This window comes from Acinetobacter higginsii, from assembly GCF_000369845.1.
In the GTDB taxonomy this organism is placed as follows: Bacteria; Pseudomonadota; Gammaproteobacteria; order Pseudomonadales; family Moraxellaceae; genus Acinetobacter; species Acinetobacter higginsii.
On sequence record NZ_KB850214.1, the window covers coordinates 426,903 to 452,986 of the forward strand.

Here is a 26,084-nt window from a genome sequence, read left to right on the forward strand (position 1 = left end):
CCCTACCAGCATGACTTCGGCACATCATAGTTCTACTACCGTTGCTACCTTCCGGTCCTGGCGGGGTTCGTAGAGTACAATTGCGAAGCTACCAGCAGGGCTACCATTGCCTGACAAAGTATAGAGATTTTTATCCGGGTTGCAAGCCTTGTCTCTGTTTTTCAGTGAGTTTTCAACTCAACTGCCTAATTCCTCATCAATCTCTATATATTTGTTATCTATTTATTTTAATTGTGTTTAAACATTAAACAACAACCAACCAATTCCCTTCAAAAGTGCTTGAAGATTGTAAATGCTTATTGCATTTAAATGAGTTGCTGTTTTAATGGCTTAATCAAAAATCTATATCTGATGTGTTGCAAGTAAAAGGTGAAGACTTGTTCGACCACAGCTTTATATTTCAACTTATGGATGAATTTTTATGCTAAAAAAGCATTCCGTACTTTTTATTGCCCTGCTCAGCAGTGCACATTTATATGCCAATGTTCCTATTGAATCGCGCTCTTTAAGCCAACAACAGGCCAATAATGTTGTTGCAGGTTCTCCAAGCTTGAACTGGGAAATCATGCAAAAGAACCAAAAACTTGAAGAAGAAATTCGTAAGTTACGTGGTCAACTTGAAGAACATGACAATGCGATAGAGCAATTAAAGAAAGAGCTCACCAATCGCTATACTGATCTTGATCAACGCTTAGAACTGCTTTCGCAAAAAATTGATCCACCAGAAGATAACCCTGAAGCTCAAGATGGAGCTACGGCAGGTGCGGCCACAGATACGGCTGCACCTGTTATTGCACCGACAGCACCCGCAGCACAGCAACAGACACCACCTGTGAAACCACAAGCACCAGCCGCCGAGCAACCACCACAGCCCAATACAGCAACAACCAGCAATACCACCAATCAAATCGAGTTAGAAAAAGCAGCCTATACTGTTGCACTTGATGCCTATAAACAAGGTGGTGCAAAAAAAGCCATTCAACCAATGCAAAACTTCATTAAAAACCATCCGAATGGTATTTATGTTGGTAATGCATATTTTTGGTTAGCTGAATTTTACTTGGCCGTTGAGCCTGTAGACTATAAGGCTGCCAAACAGAACTATAATATTGTAGCAACACGCTATCCAAATTCTGCTAAAGCGTCTCGTGCGGTTTATCAGTTATATAGTATTGCCAAAGAAGTAGACAAAAACCCTGCTTTAGCAAATCAATATAAAAGCAAGCTGCTCAGCCAATATCCACAATCTGAAGAAGCTAAATTTATTCAGAAAAAATAGTTTATCGCCTCCAATAAAAAAGCCAGTTTGTTTAAACTGGCTTTTTTATGCTTAGAACAAACTTATTTGATCTTTGCTTGTGATTTCAAGTATTCAGTATAGTCTTCCAAGACCTGCTGACCACGGAACTGTTGATAAAGCTTATTCAACTCTTGTAACTGTTCTGCTGGTAAAGTGCTTGCTACACTGCTATTTACATTTGAAACTGCAACGATCACTAATTCATTTGGCAACTTGGCAGTCGTTGCAGACCATAAACCATCTTTGCTTGGTACAGGGATACTGAATGCGGCACGTTCAATAGGACGTTTTAAGCCTTGTGAACGAGCAAATGTGCCTGCATTTTCAAAAGTGACTTGAGATTTAGCAACCACCTGAGCCGCTGGCTGAGTTTTAAAGTCAGCAAGGATTGCTGCAATTTTCGCTTGAGCAGCTTTGTATGCTTTTGCTTCAATGACTTTCGCTTTGACATCAGCAGTTGCCTCGTTTAAAGGTTTTACACCTGCTGCATGGTAATTACGTACTTTGATCCAAATCGTATCACCATTCGCCATTTGAATATTTGAAGATGCATTACGATCACCGTTTTTTACATCATCATTGAACAATTTTGCTTTAACGCTCAAATCACTTAAATATGGATTATCGGTTGTTAAGGTTACAGCATCAGCAGATTCAATACGTGCACCTTTTACTTCTTGCGCAACAACATCAAGTGAATCGCCACCAACAACCATTTCGTTTAAATTATTCACTGTATCACTGAATAAATTCGCTGCTTTCGATTTTTCAACCTCAGCCGTTAAGCGTGCTTTTTCAGCCTCAAATGAAGGAATATTGGCAACTGGTGCATTGGCTTCAATGATGTGATAACCATATTGTGTTTTAACAGGTTTAGAAATCTGGCCATTTTTCAATGCAGTAACCGCATTATCAAAGTCAGCTGAGAATACCCCAGGTGCATAGGCTTCAACTAAACCGCCATTTGCTTTAGAGCTTGGGTCTTCAGAGTACTGAGCTGCTGCTTGAGCAAATGACTCACCTGCTTGAATTTTAGCGTAAACTTCATTCGCAAGCTTTTGAGCAGCCGCGTCATCACGCGCATCTGTGGTAATTAAGATATGCTTAACTTCACGCTTTACATCTTTTTGTTGCTTGTCCACAAATGCAGTATAAGCTTGCTGTAAATCAGCTTCAGTTACCGCAAGGTTTGCTTTCGGCAATAATGCTGGTGTAAGTACGACATAATCAACATCGACACTGGCAACTTGCTTAAACTCGTTTTTATGCTTGTTGTAATAGTCAGCAATTTCTTGATTCGATACAGTCACGCCTTTTTTATAATCATCTAGCTTAATACTTGCCAAATGCAAAGTACGTTGTTCCGTTTGCAAATTAGCTAACTGCTGTACATCAGACTTGCTCACCAATGCATAATCCATCAATGATGTTGAAATCATTTTAAGCGCATGGTCTTGACGCAAGCTAGCAATCAACGCCTGATTCGTCATCCCTACAGAACGCAAATAGTTTTCATATAATTTTTGTGAAAACTGTCCATTTTCTTGGAAGCTTGGCTGCTGAGCTAACATTTGCTCAAGCTGTACATCACTTAAAGTCATACCTAACTTTTCAGCTTGCTGTTGCAACAAACTGCGTGCAACAAGTGCATCCAATGCTTTTTCCTGAATGACAGGTAAATTTAAAAGAGACTCATCACCTTTGACCAATGACAAATACTGGTCTTTATAGTTCTTGGTTGCACTTTCTAATTCTTTATTAGAAATATCTTGACCGTTTACCGATTTCGCAACGTCTGCTTTATTGCTACCACTAAAATATCCTTCAATCCCTACAAGTGCTAAAGGGGTCAAAAACAAAACGAGCAGGACTTTACCCAACCAACCCTTAATGAGAGTACGAAACGATTCCATAAGAATTCCAATATTTTATTTCGGGGCAATTTTAACTGAAAAACAAAGACGAATGAATGCAGAATAAAGATCAAATTAACTTTTTCATTCAATAAATAAAAAACGCACCCTGAATGGTGCGTTTATTGATTTAAAAAGATTACGCAACCGAATCTTTTAAACCCTTACCAGCTTTGAAGCTAGGTACTTTGCTTGCTTTGATTTGAAGTTCTTCACCAGTCTTAGGGTTACGACCAGTACGAGCAGCACGTTCTTTCACGCTGAAAGTACCGAAACCAACTAAAGTAACCGTGTCACCTTTTTTAAGTGCTTCAGTGATTGATGCAATTGTCGCATCGAGTGCCTTACCAGCATCCGATTTAGACACTCCCCCTTTTTCAGCAATCGCATCAATTAATTCTGATTTATTCATGATAAAAAATATCCTCTTAATATCGTTTGTTAAGATCCAAGGCTATAGTTTAAAAGGCCATGACGCCTTTATAGCAATGCTTTGGGGGAGAACGCAATACTAGAAAGACCTTTTAATTAAAATAAATACTGAAAAACGACATAAACGGACCAGTTACCAGCATTTTTTTTACTTTTTATTCAATTTAGCCTTCAATTGGTTATTTTCTTCAATCAAAGCATCCACTTTGATATGCAACTGCACAAGAAGCTGTTCGATATGCTGAAGATCCTTCGGCGTCACCAAGCCAATACGATTCAAAGAGTGATTCACGCCCGTATCTAAAATCTTTTCAACTTTGTCTTTGGTATCTGTTACAGACTCTTTGGCTTTCTCTGTGACCTTGCCAACCGTATTGTCTGCGAAATCGACTGTTTTCGACTCAAGCTCTTCACCGACCTTGACCAGTGAGTCAAACAATTTATTTCCTTCTTCTTCAGCACGTGAAAAAGCACCCAAACCAGCAAGCCAAATTTGTTGTGTATATTTTTTGAAATCCAGTGCAGATTTTTTAGAACTCTTTGATTTTGGCTTAGTTTTTACTTCAGCTTCTTCGTTAGGATTTTCTATGTTTGAGTTATCCATTGACCATTACTCCTAAGCTCTTTACAAACAGTATGTCGTATTTAACCATAAAAATGTTTTTATAATATCAAAGTTAAGACTTGATCGTTTTAAAAAACTGTTCTACAAAGCAATAAAGTCATGTAAATTATTTTTAACAATTGAGTAAGGATACTCAAAGTTTACAGATTTTATTGTTTTAACGTTATTGGCAAGGAAAAAGAGATCTATGAGTGATACGCAACAAAGACATAAACACCCCCATTTGTTGCTAAACATTGTCATCATTGTTTTAGAAACTTTTTTCTCCTTCGTCCTTACGCATGATGCGGGATTGCGCTTGCAAGCAAAAAAGCTCATCGATAAAAAGATGACGATTCGCATCAATAGCTACATTCCGTTCTTTGACTTTTATATCCAATTTACCGAAAAAGGTTTGTTGTTCGATATGAAAGCACTGGATCGTAACATCGATTTAGAGATTAATAGCACACTCATCGATCTGATTAAGATTTTTGTGTTTAACAATCAGCGCAGCATTACCAATATGCGTATCCTTGGTGATGCCGTTCTCGCTGAAGAATTTTTAGATTTACTTCCACACCTTACGCTCTCCAGCATTCTGGCAAACTGGAAACAATGGTTAAATCTATTTAATGATGAAGCTGAAGCCGTTGCATCTCAGCAACGCATTGCCCCACTCTTAGATAAAATTGATCAGCAGCGCTCTGAAATCAACACTTTGTTGGTTGAAGTAAAACAATATCAAAACCGTATTCACCGCCTGCAAAAACGTCAGCGCTTGATTAATATCAGCTTTGCGGTATTGAGCTTTATTTTCATTGCCTTTTTTGTTTATAATATGTGGATACAATAATTCCAATATATTTTACTTTTCACACTGATAATGACAATTTAAAACTTGACTATTTTAGTCGGAATTCATAAAATTTACCTATCTAGTCTAACCATGTGTACCGAATCATGCGTCTTACAACTCGCGGTCGTTACGCAGTGACTGCTCTACTTGATTTAGCTTTGCAGCCAACTGAACAAACGATCACGCTTGCGGAAATAGCAGCACGCCAATCCATTTCAGTCGCTTATTTAGAACAGTTATTCGCAAAACTTAAACGTCATGGGTTAGTTTCAAGCGTTCGTGGTGCAAATGGTGGCTATCACCTTGCGCGCACTGCAAGTGAAATCACCGTGCTAGAAATTATCGAAGCTGTAAATGAAACTGTTGATGCAACCCGTTGTGACCACAAAGGCAACTGCCAGAATGGTGCAATGTGTTTAACGCACGACTTATGGCAAGAACTCTCCCACCATATTGCCGATTATCTCGCAAAAATCACGCTTGCTGATTTAATTGCGCGTGACAACGTTCAAACTGTTGCTCTACGCCAAAATTCACCAAGTTTAGATTCAGCCCTTCTATCGGTTACAGGTATTTGACATGAAACGTCCAATTTATCTTGATTACGCAGCAACCACTCCTGTACTGCCTGAAGTTGCAGAACGTATGGTGGAGTGTTTAACGTTCGAAGGGACTTTTGGTAACCCTGCGTCACGTTCACATGCTTATGGTTGGCAAGCCGAAGAAAAAGCTGAGTATGCGCGTGAGCAAGTTGCAAATTTAATCAAAGCAGACCCTCGTGAAATCGTTTGGACTTCAGGTGCGACTGAATCTGACAACCTTGCATTAAAAGGGATTGCTCAATTCTACGGCTCAAAAGGCAAACACATCATTACAAGTAAAATCGAACACAAAGCTGTGTTAGATCCTTGCCGTGAGCTTGAAGAACAAGGTTTCGAAATTACATATTTAGAACCAGAACCACGTACAGGTTTAATTACACCTGAAATGGTTAAAGCAGCTTTACGCCCTGATACCATTCTTGTATCACTCATGATGGTGAACAATGAAATCGGTACCGTAACAGACGTTGCTGCAATTGGTGAATTAACTCGTGCCAATAAAACATTCTTCCATGTCGATGCCGCTCAAGCAGCTGGTAAAGTTGAAATTGATCTTTCAACCATGAAAGTCGACTTGATGAGTTTCTCTGGTCACAAAATTTATGGCCCTAAAGGTATTGGTGCACTTTTTGTTCGCCGTAGCCCACGTGTTCGCTTAAAAGCACAAATGCACGGTGGTGGTCATGAGCGTGGTATGCGTTCTGGTACTTTAGCGACTCACCAAATTGTTGGTATGGGTGAGGCTTTTGAAATTGCTGGCAAAACTATGCAAGCAGAGCAAGAGCGTATCCGTAAATTACGCGACAAGCTTTGGAATGGTTTACAAGACCTTGAACAAGTGTTCTTGAATGGCCACCCAACACAAAACGTTGCAAACTATCTAAATGTCAGCTTCAACTTTGTTGAAGGTGAATCACTGATGATGGCACTGAAAGATGTTGCTGTTTCAAGCGGTTCAGCATGTACATCTGCAACTTTAGAGCCTTCATACGTTTTACGTGCTTTAGGTTTATCTGATGAGTTAGCACACAGTTCAATCCGTTTCAGTTTTGGTAAATACACAACTGAAGCAGATATTGATCACGTGTTAACAATTACCAAAGCTGCAGTTGAGAAATTGCGTGAACTTTCTCCGCTTTGGGATATGTACAAAGAAGGTATCGACCTTTCAACAGTTGAATGGGCTGAACACTAATTCATTGAACCCTCAATTGAAAAACGTGTTTTTACCCTCATATTAATATTAGGCTGACCCCGAGGTTTGGAGAAGCAACATGGCTTATAGCGAAAAAGTAATTGATCATTACGAAAACCCTCGTAATGTTGGCGTTTTAGACAAAAATGCAGAAAACGTAGGTACAGGTATGGTCGGTGCACCAGCGTGTGGCGACGTAATGCGTTTACAAATTCAAGTCGATGACAATGGCATAATTGAAGAAGCTCGCTTCAAAACTTACGGCTGTGGTTCTGCAATTGCATCAAGTTCTCTTGTAACCGAGTGGTTAAAAGGTAAAACGCTTGATGAAGCTCAATCAATCAAGAATATTGATATTGCGACTGAGCTTGCACTTCCACCAGTAAAAGTACACTGCTCTGTATTGGCTGAAGATGCAATTAAAGCTGCGATTGAAGACTATCGTGGCAAGAAAGCGAAAGCTTAATTGATGAACGAAATAACATTGGAGTTTTCATGATCCATTTAACTGAAAATGCTGCGAGTCACATCAGCAATTACCTGCAAAACCGCGGTAAGGGCGAAGGCATTCGTATTGGCGTGAAAACTTCGGGTTGTTCTGGGTTGGCTTATGTACTTGAGTTTGTCGATGATGTCGATACGCATGATCAAGTATTTGAACAACTTGGCGTTAAAGTTTTTGTTGACCCGAAAAGCTTAGTTTATCTCAATGGTTTAGAGATGGACTATGTCAAAAATGGTCTGAATGAAGGCTTTGAATTTAACAACCCAAATCAAAAAGGTGAATGTGGTTGCGGTGAATCATTTACTGTTTAACTGGCAACACCCCTCTTTCTTTTCGTCAAAACAGTGTGTTCCGCACTGTTTTAACGTATTTATCAATAGCGGAATTCATCTCCCATGAATCATTTTGAGTTGTTCCAATTACCCGAAGCACTCGATATAGATTTAGCAGCTTTAAAAAAACAGTTTTTAAGTTTGCAACAGCAATATCACCCAGATAAAGCCACTGACAAAGATCAGGCATTGATCAAGTCGAGCGAAATCAATCAAGCATTTAAAGTACTTTCACAAGTTGACAGTCGTGCTGCGTATCTGCTTGCCTTAAAAAAACAAGATCATCATCTGGATCAATCCATTAGTGATTTTGAATTTTTGCAATCTGCACTCGAAATGCGTGAACAATTAGATGAAGCAACATCTACAGAGCAATTAAATACACTAAAAGTTGAAATTCAACAGTGGATCGATGGTTTAGTTCGCGAATTTAAAATTGATTTTGCTGACGAAGACTGGGCAGAAGCACGTGATACTGTTCGTAAATTACGTTTTTTCCAACGTGTTATGAATGATATTGATAAAGCTGAAGATCGCATGTTGGACGAAGAAGAAAGCTTCGACCTCGATGATGATTTTTAATCCGCTGTTACCGATTATTTTCAAGGGATACCGCACGCATGGCGCTTTTGCAAATTGCTGAACCAGGTCAAGCTACTGCCCCGCATCAACATCGTATTGCGATCGGCATTGACTTAGGGACAACCCACTCTTTAGTGGCGACAGTGCTATCGGGAAAACCGAAAGTTCTACAAGATGACAAAGACCGAGTATTACTGCCGTCTATTGTTCACTATGCAAAGGATGCAACGACGTTTGGCTATGAAGCTAAACCTTTTATGCTGACTGATCCTAAAAATACAGTTGTTTCAGTAAAACGCTTTATGGGTCGCTCACAAGCAGATATCAAATTCCAGCATCCCTACACACTCGTAGGTGCAGAAAATGAAATGCCGGCATTTGAAACCGCTGCTGGTCGTAAAACACCAGTCGAAATTTCTGCTGAAATTTTAAAACAGTTAAAAGATCGTGCTGAAGCAAGCCTGAGTAATCCTGTAAATGGTGCAGTGATTACCGTTCCTGCTTATTTTGATGAAGCACAACGTCAAGCCACCCGTGATGCTGCTCAGCTTGCAGGTTTGAATGTTTTACGTTTATTGAATGAACCCACTGCTGCCGCTGTAGCTTATGGATTAGATCAAGACACCAATCTCAGTACTGACCGCAACTATGTGATTTACGATCTAGGTGGTGGTACTTTTGATGTCTCGATTTTACGTTTTTCGCAAGGCGTATTTGAAGTTCTTGCAACTGGTGGACACACAGCCCTTGGTGGTGATGATCTTGATCGCTTAATCGTAAAATGGGCGAAAAAACAGCTTAATATAGAAACTTTAAGTGATGAAGAATACGCTGTTTTCATCATGGCCGCACGTCAAGCCAAAGAATATTTAACCGATCACGAATCTGCCGAATTAAAATTATTGGATGATCGTCTCACTTTAGATCGCTCAACTTTTGAATCGATTATTCAAGTTGCACTCGATAAAACCATGAGTGTCTGCAAACGTGTATTACGTGATGCTAAGCTTGAACTTGACGACATTGAACATGTAGTTCTTGTGGGTGGTTCTACGCGCTCTTATGCAGTACAAAAAGCGGTACGTGAATTATTTGAACGTGAACCACTTTGTACCATCAACCCTGATGAAGTGGTTGCGATTGGCGCATCAATTACTGCAAACCAGCTCATTGGCAATAGTCAAGATGGCTCATTATTACTTGATGTGACCCCACTCTCTCTTGGTCTTGAAACCATGGGTGGTTTGGTTGAGCGCCTGATTTCACGTAATACAGCGATTCCTGTTGCACGCCGTCAAGAATTTACCACTTATCAAGATGGCCAAACCGCGATGTTGATTCATGTGGTGCAAGGTGAACGTGATCTGGTTGAGCATTGCCGTTCATTGGGCCGCTTTGTATTACATGGCATCCCACCAATGACTGCTGGTCAAGCGCGTATTGAAGTAACGTTCCAAGTCGATGCCGATGGCTTACTCACAGTATCTGCGAAAGAAACAACGTCTGGTGTTCAAGCACAAATCGATATCAAACCATCTTATGGTCTATCTTCGGCAGACACTGAGCGCTTACTGGTTGAAGGTTTCCAATATGCCGAGGAAGATAAACATCTTCGTCACTTGCAAGAAACCAAAGTTGAAGCACAACGTGAGTTGGAGGCTTTAGAGCAAGCGTTAAAAGCAGATACTGATTTACTCTCTCAGCAACAGGCTCGTGACTTAATTCTTGCTGCTGAAGCGTTAAGAGCCCGTCTTAAAACAGATGAGCTGGCAGCGATTGAACATGCCGTTCAACAACTTAAAATTCATAGCGATGCCTTTGCCGCGCTTCGTATGAACCGACATATTGACCATGCCTTAAAAGGTACGAAACTTGAAGATTGGTCAAACTCAAACTAAAGGTATAGGTGATCAATATGCCACGTATTAAAGTTCTTCCTCATGCACAAATTTGCCCTGAAGGTGCAGAATTTGAAGTCGAACATAACGCCAATTTATGCCAAAGCTTATTAAAAAATGGTATTAAAATTGAACATGCTTGTGACATGTCTGCAGCCTGCACCACGTGTCACGTGGTTGTACGTAAAGGTTTTGACAGCCTTGAAGAGATGAATGATGTAGAAGCCGACTTACTTGACCGTGCATGGGGCCTAGAACCAGATTCTCGCCTGTCTTGCCAAGTAGAGATCGTTGATGAAGATTTAGAAATCGAGATTCCTAAATACACCATCAACCATGCTTCGGAAAATCATTAAGTCAACTGGTTTCTCTGACATAAAAAAGCTAGAGTTAATCTCTAGCTTTTTTTATTTGTTCAGTAAAAATTAGAGAACGATGTGCAGCAGCACCTGCCATAGTGCCATCACCAACTGCGAGCGGCACTGAGCTTCCCAAACGAGCAACATCACCACAAGCAAAAATACCGGCTACTGTAGTTTCCTTCATAGCATTGGTCTTTATTGCCTCACCCATCGTATTCTGTTCAATCTCACAACCTAGTTTGAAAATCCAATCTTGTGCGATAGTACATTTGGTGGTTGCAAAAATACCGTCCAACTGAATAACAGAACCATCTGCGAGTAAAACATCACTGTGTCCGATGATTTCTTGAATCAATCGTTTTTCTACACGGACACCTCGAGTGGCTAATTGGTCAAGTAACTCCTTTTCCACCGAATAATCATTCAAAAACAGCGTGGTATCCCCCCAATCGGGCAACATCATCGCCATATGTGCCGCATGCTCAGAGCTTGCAATAATCCCGATCTTGCCTTGATTCAGCTCATAACCATGACAATAAGGACAATGAAAAATGCTTTTCCCCCAACGCTCAACTAAACCCGAAATTTCAGGAAGCTGATCCGTGATTCCAGCGGCAATGATCAATCGTTTTGCTGTGATAAACCGAGTTGCATCAATACATACGGCAAAGCCACCATCAACTTTTTCAACACGCTTCACCCTACCATCTTCCCAATCTACAGTTTGGTAAGCTAAAAGCTGCTGCTTCGCTATCTCTACAATATCACTAGCCTTGCTACCATCCTGTGTTAAAAAGCCATGTGAATGTTCTGCATAGCGATTTCTTCTGTGTCCAGCATCAATCAGTACTACTTTTCTACGGGCTCTCACCAATGGCATCGCCGCCGCCAAGCCTGCATAACTTCCACCAATAATTGCAACATCGTACTGCATAAGTCCAATCCTATATGTAACTTTAAAAGTTACATTAATACTTTTTATTTTAATTTGCAACTTTTGATGTTACATTTAACTTAACTCCTTTTTTACTTATTGACTCAATGCGTACAGACAGCAAACTCTCGCGAATGCTTCATGTGTTACTGCACATGGCAAGACAAAATAAGATCTTTACCTCTGATGAAATCGCGCAGATGCTTTCCACCAATCCAGTCGTGGTCAGACGAACTATGTCAGGTCTCAAAAAGGCAGGTTTTGTCCACTCAGAGAAAGGCGCTGGTGGCGGTTGGCAGTTAACAGGTGATTTAGAAAAAATTACACTTTGGGATATTTATCAAGCTGTGGGTGAACCCACTATTTTCGCGATTGGCAATGAAAGAGAAAATCCAGAATGCTTGGTAGAGCGTGTCGTAAATGCAGCTTTAGATCATGCAATACAAGATGCGCAAAAGATACTGACACAACAGCTCAAGGGAACAACACTCGCCTCTTTAGCGCTTGAATTTGATCATTTATATGAGATTCATGCACACTAACGATGAACTTACAGCATATGTGCACGCTTTGATTATCTGACTTCATCATCCAAAGTCAGTTTTGGGATGCCCTGTGCATTAGTAATTTTTTGCTGGGTCTTGATCCGCTGAACCATATTTTCCAAGATTTCTACCAGTTCAGGATATTCATAGTTCTGCACTTCTTCCAAATTTAAGACCAAATGGAAGCCCTTATAATCGAAATCAAACCATTTTTGCGTATCTGATTTCTTACCTGTAAATTTCTCCATCACTTGCCAAGTTTTAACAGGACCTTGAATGCCTTTTAAATAAATTGGCACCTTAGGCACACACAAAAACCTATTCTTAATCAGTTGATGGGTATCATCGGCAATCAGAATTTCATCAACTTCAGCCGCAGACTGCAAACGTGCTGCTAAGTTTACATCACGACCAACAATGGTATAGGCCATACGATGAGAAGCACCATAGTTCCCGACGTGGCAATAACCTGTACTGATGCCCATACGAATATGCAAAGCGGGATAACCCATTTTCTTCCAGCGTTCACGCAACAGTTTCATTTGCTGACGCATTGCAATGGCCATTTCGACACAAGATTTTGCATCCTGTTCGACACCCTGCGAGTTTGGATCACCAAAGAAAATAAGAATCGCATCGCCCATAAACTTATCGACAGTTGCTTCATACTGCTTGGCAATTTCAGTCATATGACTCAAATAATCATTGAGCAAGAAGGCTAAATCGTCTGGGATTAAGGTTTCAGAAAGTTCAGTAAAACCTTGAATATCCGAGAAGAAAATGGTTAGTTTTTTACGCTTATATTCAATTTTTGCCTCTGCCTCACCACGCATGATTGACTGCCATAACTGCAATGGCGCATAACGGCTAAGCTGATTGGCAAAAGCGATATAACGCGTCATTTGATTATGATAATGCTGGCGTTGTTGACCCAGAATATTTAAACGACGGTGCTGATAATAGTTACCAATCACGATAAACATCATCAAACCAAGCAAACTAACGACTGTTAATTCAGGATTGGTTGGTTCGAAATATTCTTCCGCGCCAAAAATCACAAAAGTACTGAAATAGAAAACAATGACGCCAATCAAACCGATTAAACAAGAGACTGGCAGAGAAATTTTATTGTTCAATCCGACATACAGCAATCCAAATAGGATCGTAAAGGTGGGAACTAAACTGAGATGCAATGCGGCAAGAACCAGCGCAATGATCACAGCCTCATTGCCGAAAAGAACATTTTTTTCTATTTTTTTATCAAATTTATATTGCAGCCATTTTTCTAAACGGGGACAAAACAGAAAATAAATGAGTAATAAAGGAAGAAGGTAGAGTTGATAGCTAGCACTAGTTGAGGTAAATGTATAAATTACCAGAATTAGTGACAGAATCGAATATCCCATCAAACGATGAAAATAAGCAAACTGTCTAGGTTTTTTATCAATCAACCTATCTAGTGGCACTCTATCCTCCTTTTTTTATTATAGAATACTGTATTTATTCTATTTTCTGGATCAGTCCATACGCCAATCAAATGGCATATCACCCTGTCCACGCAATGCTAGCATTAACGTTTGACGCATGTGCGCAAGTACTTCATTGCTATAAGGCACCGCTGGTGTTCCCCACACTGGCTTAGGCCATGCAACATCATTTTGATAACGTACCACATGATGAAAATGAAGCTGAGGAACAACGTTTCCTAAAGCTGCTACATTCATCTTGTCTGCACGGAATACACGTGACAATTGGCTTGATAACCAGCTCGATTCTCGTAAAAACTGTTCTTGGTCTGCTTGGCTTAATTCATATAATTCTGTGACACCTGGAACACGCGGAATCAGGATCAACCAAGGAAATTGCATATCATTCATTAAACGACATGTTGAAAGCGGGAAGTCGCCTACAAAAAATGTATCTTGAGCAAGTTGTGGATGCAAACTAAACATATCTTTATAAATGATGCAGAATAATGATGATCAATACTATCACATCAGTTTTGATGTGAATATTATTAGTAACCCGTTTGATTACAAATAACAATGATTTTCCTCATTTATTGCATGAACATCTGATCAAAAACAGAAATGCTTTTGCTAAAAAACAGAACTTGCTCAATTAACCATCAAATCAAGTGCTTAAAAGCCTCAATTTAACTCACTCAATAACTTATTCAACAAGTCCACAATAAACTGAATCCGTTTGTCGTACTCTGCTAGTTGCACCATAACTTTCAAGCGTTGACCGCCTTCCATTCGGTAATAGGTCGGATTTTTCTGCATTAGTTGAATGATACTGATCGCCTGTACAGGGGTATCAGGTGCAAACTCGATATACCCCCCATTACTATTGATGTCGATTTTGGTAATACCCAACTGCTCTGCACGCAAACGCAGCTGATGCACACTAAACAATTGCTTCACAGGTTGCGGAGGAATACCAAAACGATCAATCAACTCCATACGGATATTGTCGAGCTTCTCTTGGCTATCAGTATTACTGATACGTTTATAGAACAACAAACGTTGATGTACATCACCCAAGTAGTCATCTGGAATCAACGCAGGCATATGCAAATTAATTTCAGCGGTTAAGGACAACGGCGCATCAAAATTAGGTGTTTTGCCTTTTTGAATGGCTTTGGTCGCTTTTTCGAGCATTTCCATATACAGGCTATAACCAATCGCCTGCATTGAGCCGCTTTGCTGCTCACCAAGTAATTCACCCGCGCCTCGAATCTCCAAGTCTTCAGTTGCCAGCATAAAACCAGCACCTAAAGTGGAAGCACGTTGAATGGCATCTAAACGTTTTTCAGCATCACCTTTCAGGTGCTTGATCGATGGAACCAATAAATAGGCATAGGCTTGGTGATGCGAACGTCCGACACGACCACGCAATTGATGTAATTGCGCAAGTCCTAATTTATCTGCACGCTCAATAATGATGGTATTAGCATTCGGCACATCAATACCCGTTTCAATAATCGTTGAACACACCAACACGTTATATTCTTTGTGATAGAACTGCTGCATCACTTGTTCTAGTTCACGCTCTCGCATTTGCCCGTGCGCTACAGCAACCCTTGCTTCTGGCACTAAATTACGAATGGTTTCAGCAGCACGCTCAATGGTATCCACCTCATTGTGCAACAAGTACACCTGACCGCCACGTAGTAACTCACGTAAAATCGCCTCTTTAACCGAATCATCAGTATGCTCTTGTACAAAGGTTTTCACTGCTAAGCGACGTGCGGGTGGTGTTGCAATAATCGAGAGATCACGCATCCCAGAAAATGCCATATTCAAGGTACGTGGAATCGGGGTCGCCGTTAGAGTCAACATATCCACATCGGCACGTAAGGCTTTAATCCGTTCTTTATCACGGACACCAAAACGGTGTTCCTCATCGACAATCATAAGTCCAAGATTCTTGAACTGGATATTTTCTTGCAGAATTTTATGCGTGCCGACCACAATATCGACTTTGCCATCTGCAAGATCTTCAATGATTTTTAAGTGGGTTTTATTGCTGCCAAAACGCGACAATACTTCAATGCGTACCGCTGTATCGGCAAAACGGTCTTTAAAAGATTCATAATGTTGTTGTGCTAACAATGTCGTGGGTACTAGAACTGCAACTTGCTTATTATTTTGTACCGCAACGAATGCTGCACGCATTGCCACTTCGGTTTTACCAAAGCCCACATCACCACAAACCAAACGATCCATCGGTTTGGCCAGCTGCATATCATGAATGGTTGCTTCAATCGCGTTAGCTTGGTCTAAAGTCTCTTCGTAGGCAAAGCCACTGGAGAATTGCATATATCCCGTATGATCCAGCTCAAAAGCAAAACCAGGTTTGGATTGACGACGGGCCTGAATATGTAATAGCTCTGCGGCAACATCATGGATTTGTTCCAAAGCTTTGCGCTTCGCTTTGCTCCATGTATCTGTACCTAATTTATGCAATGGCGCTAAATCAGGATCACCCCCACTATAGCGGCTAATCAGATGTAAATTGGTTACCGGCACATAGACTTTCGCACCATCTGCATAATCAAGCTGCAAGAATTCATGATCCTGCTCATCGATTTCTAGCGTAATTAAACCTGCATAACGCCCTACACCATGATCGATATGCACCACAGGTGCACCAATACTCAGCTCGGTTAAACTACGAATCAAGAACTCTTCAGATACTTCTTGCTGACGCTTACGACGGCGCTGCACCACACGGTGTTCATAAAGTTGATTTTCCGAAATCACCGACAGCTGATTACTCAGCAACAGCCCTCGATCTAGTGGCGCACTGGTAATCGCAACCTGCAACTTATCTTTTTGGAACTGAGCAAAACTGTCTACGTTTTGAATTTCACCCAATACACCACGCAACGCATCTTTTAAGGTCTCACGGCGACCAGCACTCTCAGCGACCAATAAAACAGGATGCTTGGCTTGGTCGATATAATGTTTTACTGCCTCAAACGGTTGTTCTTTTTTCGGATCAACTGCTAGTTTAGGTGGTTGTTCAGCCGCGACATTGAGTACACCCGCCTTGGTCTCGAAAGCTTCTGCTGAAGCCAAAATTCGAGGGAATTGATTTAATGCCTGTAAAACATGGTTAGGCATTAAAAATAATTCTTCTGGCGGTAGGATTGGTTGATCAATGTTATGACGTCGATCTTCATAACGACGCATCACTTCTTTCCAGAAGTTCATTAAATCATCTTCAATTTCACTATTTGTAATGACAACGCAATTATCTGGTAAGTATGTCGTCAACATACTCTGCGCTTCCATCAGCTTCTTATCAAAAAATAATGGCAAATAAAACTCTAAACCGGGCGTTGCAATTCCCTCTAATACATCCTGATAAATCGGATTTTTCTTTGGATTTGCAGTTGGGAAGCTTTCTGCATAGCGATCTCTAAAGGTAGAGCGCCCTTCTTTGAGTGGAAACTCTTTTGCAGGCAACACCGTAAAGTTCTTTAAGGATTCCGTCGTTCTTTGAGTTTCTGGATCAAAGAACTTTAGACTTTCAATTTCATCATCAAATAAATCAATTCGAATCGGTTCATCTTGTCCAGATGCAAAAATATCCATGATGCTACCGCGAACTGCAAATTCACCATGATCATAAACCGTGTCAACTAAACGATAGCCTGCTTGAACCAATTGTTTCTTTTGTGCTTCGAGGTCTAACTTCTGCCCGACTTTGATATCAAAGTGCTCACCCACGACCCACGAATAAGGGGCAACACGTTGCGCTAAGGTGCTGGCAGAAACCAGTAAAATACCCTTTTGTGGCATATTCGATAAAATTGCTAAACGTTCAGAAACAATATCTTGGTGCGGAGACAAGCGGTCATAAGGCAAAATTTCCCAATCAGGGAAAATAACAGGCGTTATGCCATAAAACTCAAGCTCACTTTCAAGCTGGGCAAGATGTTGATTATTCCTTGCAATAATCACATAAAGATTCGAATTTTGAGTGGCAATTTCTTTAAATAATAATGCAGCTGATGATCCAAGTAAGGAACCGACCCAGCGTTTTTCACCCGCTTTGAATTGTTGTAAGTTTAATTGAGAGATTTCTTGTTGAAACATAGAGAAAATCATGCAATCTAAAAAGATAAGTCCCCTATTTTAGCATGATGTTTTTTGAGGAGTGTGAGTTTTTCTACGACTGATTTGAGCTTCCGCTTCTTATAAATTACCGTCTAATTATTTCCTCAGGCGTGATATAAATTTCAGCATCGTCACCTTGTACTGTTGCATGAAGTTTGTTTGCAATCTCAATCATTTTCCTAATCGCTTCAGGACTTGGTTTTTTAATCGATAAACTACAAGAATCATGACTATATATTAGTGGAATTTCTTGCTTATCAATAAGAATTAGAAAGTCTTGTGCTGAATTCTGGAGATCACTTTTTACTGATGGATCTAGCATCATATAAGCGTGCCATTCTGCAGGAGTAATACATTCCCCCTCATTAAAATAAAATTCTTTTTTTGTGATATGTAAATCATAGCCCGCATAGCTGACTTGGCAAACAATGAATAGAATGAGTAAAATTAATTTAAACATCTTTTTATTTATCTCATCTTTTAAAATTACTTAGGCTATTTTCCTATTTAAATAAAAGAAAGCCCTGATAGAGCTTTCCTCTTTAACACTTTGATCTAAACATCAATTTTAAAACCTAAATTAACATCACAAGCTGCCTGACCACCACGAACACCAAAATTTTCTGAAGGCAGTTCACGAAGCATAATTTTTACATGATCTTTAGGAATGCCTATCGGCTCAAGATTATGCACAATCAATTTATACAGCTGACGTTTCGCATCTAAAGAGCGTCCAAGAAATGCATCAATACTAATCAAGGTATAACATTCGGGTTTTGCCTTTTCAGGCGGGCATTGAAAGCGATGTGCTTCATGCACAATTAAACGTACATTCCGATCACTGGCCATGATTTTAAAAGCATCTCTCAGTGCCGTATGCACTGCCTCCATGATCTCCAGTTCAACTGCGACTGGATATTGTTGCCTAACTTCAATAAGCACACTTGGCATGTTTTTATTCTCCTACGAACTAGCGTCATTAAATTTTGGTATTGTTTCTTATATTATTTAAAACTTGCTCTGACGATATTAAATAAACTTGAGCAATCTGACTTTATCAATACTGTAATCAAATCATGCTGAGCTGCAGACAATAAAAAAGCACTCTTCAGCCAATCCCGAAGAATGCTTTTCATCAAACAATTATGATGATGCTAGTTTTGCATTTGGGAAGAAACGATCTTCTACCACGTCATAACACCACTGGAAGATGAATGTATACACCAAGATACACATAGTCAAACCAAAATCGAGAATCAAGGCTTCAATAAAGCTCATCTTCATCAAGTACGCAATAATTGGAATAGTTGCAAGCATCAAGCCGCCTTCAAACCCAATCGCATGCATAATACGCACTGGAATGGTTCTTTCCCATTGATATTTATGTTCTACTTTCTCAAAGTAATGGTTAAAAATCATATTCCAGAATACGGAAATGACCGCCATGATCGTACCTAAAATACCAGTTACTTCTAGTGGCATACTAAAAATAAAACTTAAAGCAATCGCGATGATGACCAATAAAATCACTTCATAGCTAATTGCATGAATGAGTCTTCTTTTGGAAATCAACATTTCATAACACTCTCTTGTTTGGATAAGTGTCATTTTATTTTTATAATACTGATCAATCCAATTAGGTTCTTTCAGTTTTTTTGACAGATGAATATTAATCAAGAACAACTCATCATGTTTCAAACCGTCATTGAAACAGGTTCATTTTCGGCTGCGGCACGTAAATTAGGCAAAGTCCCTTCTGCTGTGAGTATGTCGATTGCCAATTTAGAAATTGATCTCAATCTCAATTTATTTGAACGGGTTGGACGTGAACCCATCCCGACAGCAGAAGCCACTGTGCTCTATGAGAAAACACAACAATTATTGATTGAAATGAATCAATGGAAGCAGCATGCGCATGCGTTGAGCACGGGCTTAGAGTCGACCTTAAATATTGTGGTGGTTTCAGAACTGCTCTATACCAACTGGACCGACTATATCACCCTGCTAGAACAGCAATTCCCTAGTCTGGCGATTAATATCTTTTCAGCACCACAAGAAGATGCTTTACAGATGTTACTGGATCAATCTGCACAGTTGGCATTGATGTTTGAACGAGAGCAACTGGATAGCCGTGAACAATTCGTAGAACTTAAACGGGAAGCGCTTGTGCCTGTGATTGCCAAGAGCCATCCTTTGGCATTGCTGGATAGAGTCTCTTTTGAGCAAGCCGTACAAACACGCCAAATTGTGGTGGCGAGCCGTGATCATAGCATCAAGCCTGAGTTGCTTTATTCTAAGGACTATTGGCGTACCGACAATCATCATTCTGCTTGTATGATGATTATTCGCAATTTAGGTTGGGGTGTGCTGCCCTTGCAAATGTTCAATGAAAATCCAGAGCTTAAAAAGAAACTCAAGATTTTGGATATGTATGATTTCACCCCTAAATTTGAATACTATGTTGATCTGGTCTGGAGTCGTGAAAGTGAATTAGGGGTTGCTGCCAAATACTTGATCGATCATATCCGACAGCAACGCAAACACAATGAGGGATAAGCGGTCACCAGATAAACAATTCAGCAAACAAATGCAGGGCTTTGCTTTCACGTAGATTGTGTTATAACAGAAGTTACCAATAATATTGTTTAAGTAAGAACGCGATATCAATGACTCAGACCGCATTACACCAATTAAAAAATCTAACCACCGTTGTTGCTGATAGTAGTGATCTAGAAGCGATTGAAAAATTTCGCCCACTCGATGCAACGACCAATCCATCACTCATTACGGCTGCGGCTGAACAACCAGAAAGCCGCGAGCTGATAGAAGATGCATATACTCAAGCCAAACAAGAAGGCTATCAACGTGATGAACTGATTGAACGTACCATTGATATTTTGACTGTGAAGTTTGGTGTCGAAATTTTAAAATTGATCGATGGTCGTGTTTCTACAGAAGTCGATGCTTCTCTTTCTTACAACACTGAAGCGACAATTGCCAAAGCACGTGAGTTATCTCAGCTCTATCAAGGTTACGGCATTGAACAATCTCGTATCCTGATTAAAATCGCATCAACATGGGAAGGCATTCAAGCTGCAAAAGTGCTTGAAGCTGAAGGTATTCCATGTAATCTCACTTTGTTATTCGGTTTACATCAAGCTCAGGCTTGTGCTGATGCGAAAGTCACGCTGATCTCACCTTTTGTCGGTCGTATTTTAGATTGGTATAAAAAAGCTGAAGGTGTTGAGCAATATCCGATTGCCAAAGACCCAGGCGTGCTGTCTGTGAAGAAAATTTATAATTACTACAAACAGCATGCCATTCCGACACAAGTAATGGGCGCAAGCTTCCGCAGTACTGCACAAGTGCTTGGTTTAGCAGGTTGTGACTTACTTACGATTGCCCCAAATCTTTTGGCGCAGTTGGAACAAGACCAACAGCTTGTTGAACCTCAACTGAGTGCTGAATTTGCGCAACAAGCAGAAAAAATTGAACGTGCAGCACAAAGCAAAGAGAGTTTTAAAGCTGAACTTGAGCAAGATTTGATGGCTTTCCAATTACTACAAGGGGGTATTGATGGCTTTATCAAGGCCCGTGATCAACTGAGTTTATTGTTACGTCAGTCTTTTGGTATTGATGCTGAAATCAAACCCTAATTAGTCGATTTTTCACCAATAAAAACCGATTTTTGTTATATTAGCGAAAATCGGTTTTTTAATGAGTTCATTGTGTTCGGTATAACAGATTTAACCACTTATATTATTGGTACAATCTTAATTGTGTTATTACCTGGCCCTAACTCTCTTTATGTCATGTCCGTAGCTTCTCGTTATGGCATTCGTACTGGTTACGCGGCAGCTTGTGGTGTATTTACAGGAGATTCCATTCTAATCCTGTGTACAGTATTAGGTGCAGCATCCTTACTCAAAGCCTTCCCGATCCTGTTTATTATTCTTAAATTAACAGGGGCTTGTTATCTCGCATACTTAGGTTTTAAATTATTACAAGGTGCTTATCAAACTTGGAATAAACCGCCTCATCATGCCGAGCTTGCTGATTTACCTAAACTTGATCAAGTTCATCCTTATCGAACAGCACTCAGTATCAGCTTACTGAATCCCAAAGCAATTCTATTTTTCCTGTCTTTCTTTGTACAGTTTGTAGAACCTGACTATGCCTATCCTGCATTAAGCTTTTTAGTTTTGGCATTGATTGTCCAAATTGTAAGTTTTAGCTATTTAACCGCCTTGATTTTCTCTGGAATTAAACTGGCCAGTTTTTTCAAACATAATTATAAATTGGCAGCCGCGGGTATTTGTTTGGTCGGCATCTTATTCTTTGGTTTCGGTTTAAGATTGGCAACTTCGACGCTCACCTAAGCATAAATTTGATTGAATGATCAATTTATTCAATCATTTTAGAACTACGATTTAAGACGCATTAACGATATACTTTTCAACAAATTTTAAACAAGTATAGATGCATAGATGCAACGTCTCCTCCAAGATTTTTCTATTCCAGCAGTTTTTGCTGGCTTTATTACGTTCTTAATCGGGATTAGTGTTTCCGCAATCCTCGTCATCCAAGGTGCACAGTCTTTAGGTGCTAATACCGCGCAAATCAGCTCTTGGTTTTGGGCATTGGGACTTGCGATTGGTCTCTCGGGCTTGATTCTATCTTGGAAATATAAATATCCAGTTGCTACCGCATGGTCAACTCCGGGAATTGCACTAATCATTGCATCAACTGGACATTATGATTTGTATGAAGCGATTGGTGCTTTCTTGGTCTGTGGTATTGCCATTGCAATTGTTGGTTTTTCAGGAATCTTCCAAAAACTATTGGCCCATATTCCACAAAGTCTGACCTGTGCCATGCTGGCAGGCATTTTATTAAAATTTGGTATTCAGATTTTTAGCAGCTTAGAAAGTCATCTTGGCTTTATTCTCAGTATGCTTGTGATCTATTTGGTTTCAAAACGCTTATTCCCACGTTATAGCATTGTACTGACGGTGATTTTAGGCGCAGCAATTTGCCCACTATTTATCGACTTTAAACTCCAGTCGATTACATGGTCACTGACCCAACCGGTATGGATGCAGCCCTCTTTTTCTTGGTCTGCGATCTTAGGCCTAGCTTTACCACTGTTTGTGATTAATATGACTTCACAGAACTTGCCAGGGATTGCCATGATTAAAAGCTATGGCTACCACCCGCATGTGAATCAATTGGTCGGTTGGACAGGTGTTGCACATACTGTTTTTGCGCCTTTCGGCTGTTTCTCAATAAACTTAGCGGCAATTAGTGCAGCGGTAAGTTTAGATGATCAAGTCCATCCCGACCCAAGCAAGCGTTATATTGCAGGCATTAGCTGTGGTCTGTTCTATATCTTAATGGGGCTCTTTGCAGCAACGCTCGTCAGCCTACTGATGTCATTCCCGCAAATCTTTATTGTGGCGCTTGCAGGGATTGCCCTATTTGCGACGATTAGCCATAACATTGCAGTTGCTTTTTCAAATGTAGAAGAACGTGAAGCTGCGCTACTCACCTTTTTATGCAGTGCTTCTGGTGTCCAATTCTGGGGCATTGGCTCAGCATTTTGGGGTTTGTTATTGGGTATCTTCGTATTGCTGCTATTTAGATTTAAAGCAAAAAATAAGCCTTAGTTGAACTAAGGCTTATTCAAAGCATGCATGGAAAGCATTGCAGATTACTTTTCCTCTAAATCCTTTTGCGCTTCCTCATCATTTAAAATACGTGCTGCTTTTTTAGGACGAATTAATGGCGCTGTTGGACGCGGATGTGAATGTGTATATTGCAAACCAACACCTGCATAAACATCATCCGCAGCAATTTCTGTTTCAAAACGTTCATCATCACGATCACGAATTTCATCCGTAATGCGTTGTACTTCATCTTCATCAACGCCTAATTCTTGCAAGATCACGCCGCCAAATTTGATCGCAGACTCGAAGGTTTCTCGAATCATATAATCCACTTTATGCTTCACTAAATAGAGTGAATGTTCACGGTCATAAGAACGAACTAGCAACTTGGCCAATGGAAATTCATGCGTAACCAATTCCACGATACGATTAGTCGTTTCTTTACTATCAACACAAACCACAATGGCTTGAGCGGTAGATGCACCCGAAGCATGCAGAATATCTAAACGACAGCCATCGCCATAATAGATTTTAAAACCAAACTTTTCCGCGTTTTGAATCATGTCGATGTCATTATCAATGATGGTGACATCCACTCCTCTTGCCAAAAGTAATTGACTGGTCACTTGACCAAAACGGCCAAAACCAATCATTAGCACACTACCGCTCAAACCTTCGGCAATATTGACATTGTCTAAATTGATCTGATCTTTGGTTTCAGTAAAACGCTTAAAGATAATGCCTAAAATTGGCGTCAGAACCATCGACAGCACCACAATCGCTGTGAGATTTGACTTCACCGAGTTATCAATCACTTGGGCACTGACTGCCGCTGCAAACAGGACAAAAGCGAACTCACCGCCCTGTGCCATCAACAATGCTCGATCTAAGGCTTCAGTATGTGGGCTCTTGGTGACACGTGCCACGATGTAAATCATCAGGGCCTTGGCAAACATCATGGCTAAAACACCACTGATGATGAGCTTCCAGTTCTGTGCAACGACGGATAAATCCAGTGACATTCCAACACCGAGGAAGAAAAGTCCCAATAACAAACCGCGGAAGGGTTCGATATCTGCTTCGATTTGATGTCTAAAGGTCGATTCAGACAACAATACCCCTGCCAAGAAAGCACCCATTGCCATGGATAAGCCGCTGACTTGCATCAACAATGCTGCACCTAAAACAACCAGCAGCGCAGCAGCTGTCATCACCTCTCGTGCTTTTGCCGCAGCCAACAGTCTAAACAATGGATTTAATAACCAATATCCTGCGGCAATTAAGCCTGCAATCGCAATTAAGCCAATCCCGATACTTTCTAAACGAGTTGAGGTCGTCTCAACCACATGATTAGGTGCCATAAAGGCAACTATCGCCAGTAACGGTACAATCAATAAATCTTCGAATAATAAAATGGCGACAATCTTTTGGCCTTGCGGTTGAGCGATATCACCGCGATCTCCCAACAGCTGCATCACAATAGCTGTTGAGGTCAAGACAAAACCAGCCGCACCGATAAAGGCAACTTGCCAAGTAAAACCAAACAATAAGCCCACGCCAGTCAATGCCAAAGCACAGGCAACAATTTGCAAGGTGCCTAGTCCAAAGATTTCACGCCTTAAACTCCATAAATGTGAGGGCTGCATCTCCAAACCAATCACAAATAAGTACATTACGATCCCAAGTTCTGCAATGTGTAAGATCGAAGCCGAATCATGAAAAAATGCAAAACCAAATGGGCCAATAATCAGGCCTGCAATTAAATAACCAAGGACGGAACCCAAGCCAATACGTTTAAAAATTGGAACGGCAATTACAGCAGCGGCAAGCAAGACCACTGGCGCAATTAAACTGATTGAATGTGCTTCTGAACTCATACTGTTCTCATTGTTATCAAGCTGGCGTCATTTTATGTGAAACAATAGACATTTTATATATCATTAATGAGACAATGTATCCCAATGCCATGATATAGAAACGATTTCTAATGGCTTAATTAATCATATTTTTATCCCAAAATGCCTGTCGAATTTGCGGCATGGCATTCAGATGGTTAGTAATATGCTGCGCTTCTTCTGCATCAATTGACGTAGCAATTAAAGTGACTTCAATTTCTACCTCTTTGTCACCAAAAGGGGTTACTTCAATATCTTTGGCAGGATAATTATGGTGTTGCAAGGTTAAATTCAATTCATCCATCACCACCTTACTCTGACTACGGTCACAAATAATATAGATGACATGTAAAACCTCGGTATCGTCATCAATTGGACGACGATCAATGGCATGAACAATCGGTCTTAACAGCGTATTGGCTGCCAAGATAAAAGCCGTTGCCAGTATTGCTTCAATAATAAGATCTGAACCAGCAGATGCCCCCACAGCAGCTGAACACCACAAAGTTGCAGCCGTATTGAGTCCATGAATATTGCCTTCTTGACGCATAATTACACCCGCACCCAAGAAACCAATGCCTGAAACCACATAGGCAATTACACGGACAGCCCCTTCTGCACCGGTTAAATTGGTAGCAATATCGACAAAGATTGCAGCTCCAACAGCGACCAGTACATTAGTTCTCAATCCTGCCGTACGCTGTCGGTACTGACGCTCAAAACCAATTAATGCACCGAGAATAAAAGCAACGGACAGGCTGACCAACGTGTCAGCAATATTTGATAAATCAATATTTTGTAAAAACTTTAATTGCATCTTACACCTATTT

At 40.4% G+C, this 26,084-nt stretch carries 26 protein-coding genes and 1 other RNA gene; 14 read left to right on the forward strand and 13 right to left on the reverse strand.

All coding sequences use genetic code 11. The annotated features are described in order from the left end of the window. Positions 1–97: signal recognition particle sRNA small type (ffs, locus tag F885_RS20670), an RNA gene on the reverse strand. A 324-nt stretch (positions 98–421) separates the two neighbouring features. Here ffs and F885_RS10345 point away from each other — a divergent pair. Further along, a complete protein-coding gene (locus F885_RS10345) occupies positions 422–1,279 on the forward strand; it encodes a YbgF trimerization domain-containing protein (protein WP_005316353.1) in 858 nt (285 codons plus the stop codon). 62 nt (positions 1,280–1,341) lie between these two features. On the opposite strand, the gene F885_RS10340 is transcribed toward F885_RS10345, so the two are convergent. From F885_RS10340 to F885_RS10330, 3 genes are all read right to left on the reverse strand, one after another. After that, positions 1,342–3,213 carry a SurA N-terminal domain-containing protein gene (locus tag F885_RS10340; protein ID WP_005316356.1) on the reverse strand — a complete coding sequence of 624 codons (1,872 nt, stop codon included), beginning with the start codon at positions 3,211–3,213 and terminating at the stop codon, positions 1,342–1,344. A gap of 139 nt (positions 3,214–3,352) precedes the next feature. After that, entirely contained in the window at positions 3,353–3,625 is a 273-nt protein-coding gene (locus F885_RS10335) for an HU family DNA-binding protein (RefSeq protein ID WP_004639426.1), read from the reverse strand. Between the two features lie 168 nt (positions 3,626–3,793). Next, the gene (locus tag F885_RS10330; RefSeq protein ID WP_004807968.1) at positions 3,794–4,249 is read right to left on the reverse strand and encodes a phasin family protein; all 456 of its coding nucleotides are present in this window, start codon (positions 4,247–4,249) and stop codon (positions 3,794–3,796) included. A gap of 208 nt (positions 4,250–4,457) precedes the next feature. Here F885_RS10330 and F885_RS10325 point away from each other — a divergent pair, with 208 nt between their 5' ends. From F885_RS10325 to fdx, 8 genes are all read left to right on the forward strand, one after another. Beyond that, complete coding sequence (locus F885_RS10325; RefSeq protein WP_005316359.1) at positions 4,458–5,105, forward strand: hypothetical protein; 648 nt, start codon at positions 4,458–4,460, stop codon at positions 5,103–5,105. Positions 5,106–5,212: 107 nt separating this feature from the next. Next, positions 5,213–5,686 (forward strand): Rrf2 family transcriptional regulator, encoded by a 474-nt coding sequence (locus F885_RS10320; protein ID WP_004807972.1) that lies wholly within the window; start codon positions 5,213–5,215, stop codon positions 5,684–5,686. 1 nt (position 5,687) lies between these two features. Further along, the gene (locus F885_RS10315; RefSeq protein ID WP_004807975.1) at positions 5,688–6,905 is read left to right on the forward strand and encodes an IscS subfamily cysteine desulfurase; all 1,218 of its coding nucleotides are present in this window, start codon (positions 5,688–5,690) and stop codon (positions 6,903–6,905) included. Between the two features lie 79 nt (positions 6,906–6,984). Next, entirely contained in the window at positions 6,985–7,371 is a 387-nt protein-coding gene (iscU, locus tag F885_RS10310; protein ID WP_005316362.1) for a Fe-S cluster assembly scaffold IscU, read from the forward strand. A 29-nt stretch (positions 7,372–7,400) separates the two neighbouring features. Next, complete coding sequence (gene iscA, locus F885_RS10305; RefSeq protein ID WP_004807977.1) at positions 7,401–7,721, forward strand: iron-sulfur cluster assembly protein IscA; 321 nt, start codon at positions 7,401–7,403, stop codon at positions 7,719–7,721. Between the two features lie 84 nt (positions 7,722–7,805). Next, complete coding sequence (hscB, locus tag F885_RS10300; protein WP_004807979.1) at positions 7,806–8,324, forward strand: Fe-S protein assembly co-chaperone HscB; 519 nt, start codon at positions 7,806–7,808, stop codon at positions 8,322–8,324. Positions 8,325–8,362: 38 nt separating this feature from the next. Further along, positions 8,363–10,222: a Fe-S protein assembly chaperone HscA gene (gene hscA / locus F885_RS10295; protein WP_005316366.1), complete on the forward strand. Its 1,860-nt coding sequence runs from the start codon at positions 8,363–8,365 to the stop codon at positions 10,220–10,222. Between the two features lie 17 nt (positions 10,223–10,239). Continuing rightward, positions 10,240–10,578 (forward strand): ISC system 2Fe-2S type ferredoxin, encoded by a 339-nt coding sequence (fdx, locus tag F885_RS10290; RefSeq protein ID WP_004652975.1) that lies wholly within the window; start codon positions 10,240–10,242, stop codon positions 10,576–10,578. 34 nt (positions 10,579–10,612) lie between these two features. On the opposite strand, the gene F885_RS10285 is transcribed toward fdx, so the two are convergent. Beyond that, positions 10,613–11,518 (reverse strand): NAD(P)/FAD-dependent oxidoreductase, encoded by a 906-nt coding sequence (locus tag F885_RS10285; RefSeq protein ID WP_005316370.1) that lies wholly within the window; start codon positions 11,516–11,518, stop codon positions 10,613–10,615. Positions 11,519–11,625: 107 nt separating this feature from the next. Here F885_RS10285 and F885_RS10280 point away from each other — a divergent pair, with 107 nt between their 5' ends. Further along, a complete protein-coding gene (locus F885_RS10280; RefSeq protein WP_005316373.1) occupies positions 11,626–12,060 on the forward strand; it encodes an Rrf2 family transcriptional regulator in 435 nt (144 codons plus the stop codon). A gap of 32 nt (positions 12,061–12,092) precedes the next feature. On the opposite strand, the gene F885_RS10275 is transcribed toward F885_RS10280, so the two are convergent. The 6 genes from F885_RS10275 to aceI all read right to left on the reverse strand — a co-directional run bounded on the left by F885_RS10275 (position 12,093) and on the right by aceI (position 19,268). After that, on the reverse strand, positions 12,093–13,529 hold the full coding sequence (locus tag F885_RS10275; protein ID WP_005316376.1) for an adenylate/guanylate cyclase domain-containing protein: 1,437 nt from the start codon (positions 13,527–13,529) through the stop codon (positions 12,093–12,095). A 51-nt stretch (positions 13,530–13,580) separates the two neighbouring features. After that, positions 13,581–14,015 carry an HIT domain-containing protein gene (locus tag F885_RS10270; RefSeq protein WP_004807988.1) on the reverse strand — a complete coding sequence of 145 codons (435 nt, stop codon included), beginning with the start codon at positions 14,013–14,015 and terminating at the stop codon, positions 13,581–13,583. A gap of 198 nt (positions 14,016–14,213) precedes the next feature. Then, positions 14,214–17,672, reverse strand: coding sequence for a transcription-repair coupling factor (gene mfd / locus F885_RS10265; protein ID WP_032859297.1), 3,459 nt, complete (start codon positions 17,670–17,672; stop codon positions 14,214–14,216). A gap of 106 nt (positions 17,673–17,778) precedes the next feature. Next, positions 17,779–18,153, reverse strand: a complete 375-nt coding sequence (locus F885_RS10260) for a hypothetical protein (protein WP_005316381.1) — start codon at positions 18,151–18,153, stop codon at positions 17,779–17,781. A 95-nt stretch (positions 18,154–18,248) separates the two neighbouring features. Next, positions 18,249–18,644 (reverse strand): tautomerase family protein, encoded by a 396-nt coding sequence (locus tag F885_RS10255; RefSeq protein WP_004652967.1) that lies wholly within the window; start codon positions 18,642–18,644, stop codon positions 18,249–18,251. Positions 18,645–18,836: 192 nt separating this feature from the next. Beyond that, entirely contained in the window at positions 18,837–19,268 is a 432-nt protein-coding gene (gene aceI, locus F885_RS10250) for a chlorhexidine efflux PACE transporter AceI (RefSeq protein WP_005316384.1), read from the reverse strand. Between the two features lie 87 nt (positions 19,269–19,355). On the opposite strand from aceI, the gene aceR reads away from it, so the two are divergent. The 4 genes from aceR (at position 19,356) to F885_RS10230 (ending at position 23,359) form a co-directional block, all read left to right on the forward strand. Beyond that, positions 19,356–20,249, forward strand: a complete 894-nt coding sequence (aceR, locus tag F885_RS10245; RefSeq protein ID WP_005316387.1) for an HTH-type transcriptional regulator AceR — start codon at positions 19,356–19,358, stop codon at positions 20,247–20,249. Between the two features lie 110 nt (positions 20,250–20,359). Continuing rightward, a complete protein-coding gene (gene tal, locus F885_RS10240) occupies positions 20,360–21,349 on the forward strand; it encodes a transaldolase (protein ID WP_005316390.1) in 990 nt (329 codons plus the stop codon). 72 nt (positions 21,350–21,421) lie between these two features. Next, positions 21,422–22,072: a leucine efflux protein LeuE gene (gene leuE / locus F885_RS10235; protein WP_004807998.1), complete on the forward strand. Its 651-nt coding sequence runs from the start codon at positions 21,422–21,424 to the stop codon at positions 22,070–22,072. 108 nt (positions 22,073–22,180) lie between these two features. Next, entirely contained in the window at positions 22,181–23,359 is a 1,179-nt protein-coding gene (locus F885_RS10230; RefSeq protein WP_005202837.1) for a benzoate/H(+) symporter BenE family transporter, read from the forward strand. 44 nt (positions 23,360–23,403) lie between these two features. Here F885_RS10230 and F885_RS10225 read toward each other — a convergent pair whose 3' ends face one another. Together F885_RS10225 and F885_RS10220 are read right to left on the reverse strand one after the other, a co-directional pair. Next, positions 23,404–25,236, reverse strand: a complete 1,833-nt coding sequence (locus F885_RS10225) for a monovalent cation:proton antiporter-2 (CPA2) family protein (RefSeq protein ID WP_005316394.1) — start codon at positions 25,234–25,236, stop codon at positions 23,404–23,406. A 115-nt stretch (positions 25,237–25,351) separates the two neighbouring features. Continuing rightward, positions 25,352–26,071 (reverse strand): MgtC/SapB family protein, encoded by a 720-nt coding sequence (locus F885_RS10220; protein ID WP_005316397.1) that lies wholly within the window; start codon positions 26,069–26,071, stop codon positions 25,352–25,354. Positions 26,072–26,084 lie beyond the last annotated feature (13 nt).

Bases quoted from the DNA above. Each gene is read 5' to 3' on its own strand.
- F885_RS10255 (WP_004652967.1), bottom strand. From the start codon at position 18,644: ATGCCAAGTGTGCTTATTGAAGTTAGGCAACAATATCCAGTCGCAGTT.
- F885_RS10225 (WP_005316394.1), bottom strand. From the start codon at position 25,236: ATGAGTTCAGAAGCACATTCAATCAGTTTAATTGCGCCAGTGGTCTTG.
- F885_RS10280 (WP_005316373.1), top strand. From the start codon at position 11,626: ATGCGTACAGACAGCAAACTCTCGCGAATGCTTCATGTGTTACTGCAC.
- tal (WP_005316390.1), top strand. From the start codon at position 20,360: ATGACTCAGACCGCATTACACCAATTAAAAAATCTAACCACCGTTGTT.
- mfd (WP_032859297.1), bottom strand. From the start codon at position 17,672: ATGTTTCAACAAGAAATCTCTCAATTAAACTTACAACAATTCAAAGCG.
- F885_RS10345 (WP_005316353.1), top strand. From the start codon at position 422: ATGCTAAAAAAGCATTCCGTACTTTTTATTGCCCTGCTCAGCAGTGCA.
- F885_RS10270 (WP_004807988.1), bottom strand. From the start codon at position 14,015: ATGTTTAGTTTGCATCCACAACTTGCTCAAGATACATTTTTTGTAGGC.
- hscA (WP_005316366.1), top strand. From the start codon at position 8,363: ATGGCGCTTTTGCAAATTGCTGAACCAGGTCAAGCTACTGCCCCGCAT.
- F885_RS10340 (WP_005316356.1), bottom strand. From the start codon at position 3,213: ATGGAATCGTTTCGTACTCTCATTAAGGGTTGGTTGGGTAAAGTCCTG.
- fdx (WP_004652975.1), top strand. From the start codon at position 10,240: ATGCCACGTATTAAAGTTCTTCCTCATGCACAAATTTGCCCTGAAGGT.
- hscB (WP_004807979.1), top strand. From the start codon at position 7,806: ATGAATCATTTTGAGTTGTTCCAATTACCCGAAGCACTCGATATAGAT.
- iscA (WP_004807977.1), top strand. From the start codon at position 7,401: ATGATCCATTTAACTGAAAATGCTGCGAGTCACATCAGCAATTACCTG.
- F885_RS10230 (WP_005202837.1), top strand. From the start codon at position 22,181: ATGCAACGTCTCCTCCAAGATTTTTCTATTCCAGCAGTTTTTGCTGGC.
- iscU (WP_005316362.1), top strand. From the start codon at position 6,985: ATGGCTTATAGCGAAAAAGTAATTGATCATTACGAAAACCCTCGTAAT.
- F885_RS10325 (WP_005316359.1), top strand. From the start codon at position 4,458: ATGAGTGATACGCAACAAAGACATAAACACCCCCATTTGTTGCTAAAC.
- F885_RS10335 (WP_004639426.1), bottom strand. From the start codon at position 3,625: ATGAATAAATCAGAATTAATTGATGCGATTGCTGAAAAAGGGGGAGTG.
- aceR (WP_005316387.1), top strand. From the start codon at position 19,356: ATGAATATTAATCAAGAACAACTCATCATGTTTCAAACCGTCATTGAA.
- F885_RS10285 (WP_005316370.1), bottom strand. From the start codon at position 11,518: ATGCAGTACGATGTTGCAATTATTGGTGGAAGTTATGCAGGCTTGGCG.
- F885_RS10320 (WP_004807972.1), top strand. From the start codon at position 5,213: ATGCGTCTTACAACTCGCGGTCGTTACGCAGTGACTGCTCTACTTGAT.
- F885_RS10330 (WP_004807968.1), bottom strand. From the start codon at position 4,249: ATGGATAACTCAAACATAGAAAATCCTAACGAAGAAGCTGAAGTAAAA.
- aceI (WP_005316384.1), bottom strand. From the start codon at position 19,268: ATGTTGATTTCCAAAAGAAGACTCATTCATGCAATTAGCTATGAAGTG.
- F885_RS10315 (WP_004807975.1), top strand. From the start codon at position 5,688: ATGAAACGTCCAATTTATCTTGATTACGCAGCAACCACTCCTGTACTG.
- F885_RS10260 (WP_005316381.1), bottom strand. From the start codon at position 18,153: ATGTTTAAATTAATTTTACTCATTCTATTCATTGTTTGCCAAGTCAGC.
- F885_RS10220 (WP_005316397.1), bottom strand. From the start codon at position 26,071: ATGCAATTAAAGTTTTTACAAAATATTGATTTATCAAATATTGCTGAC.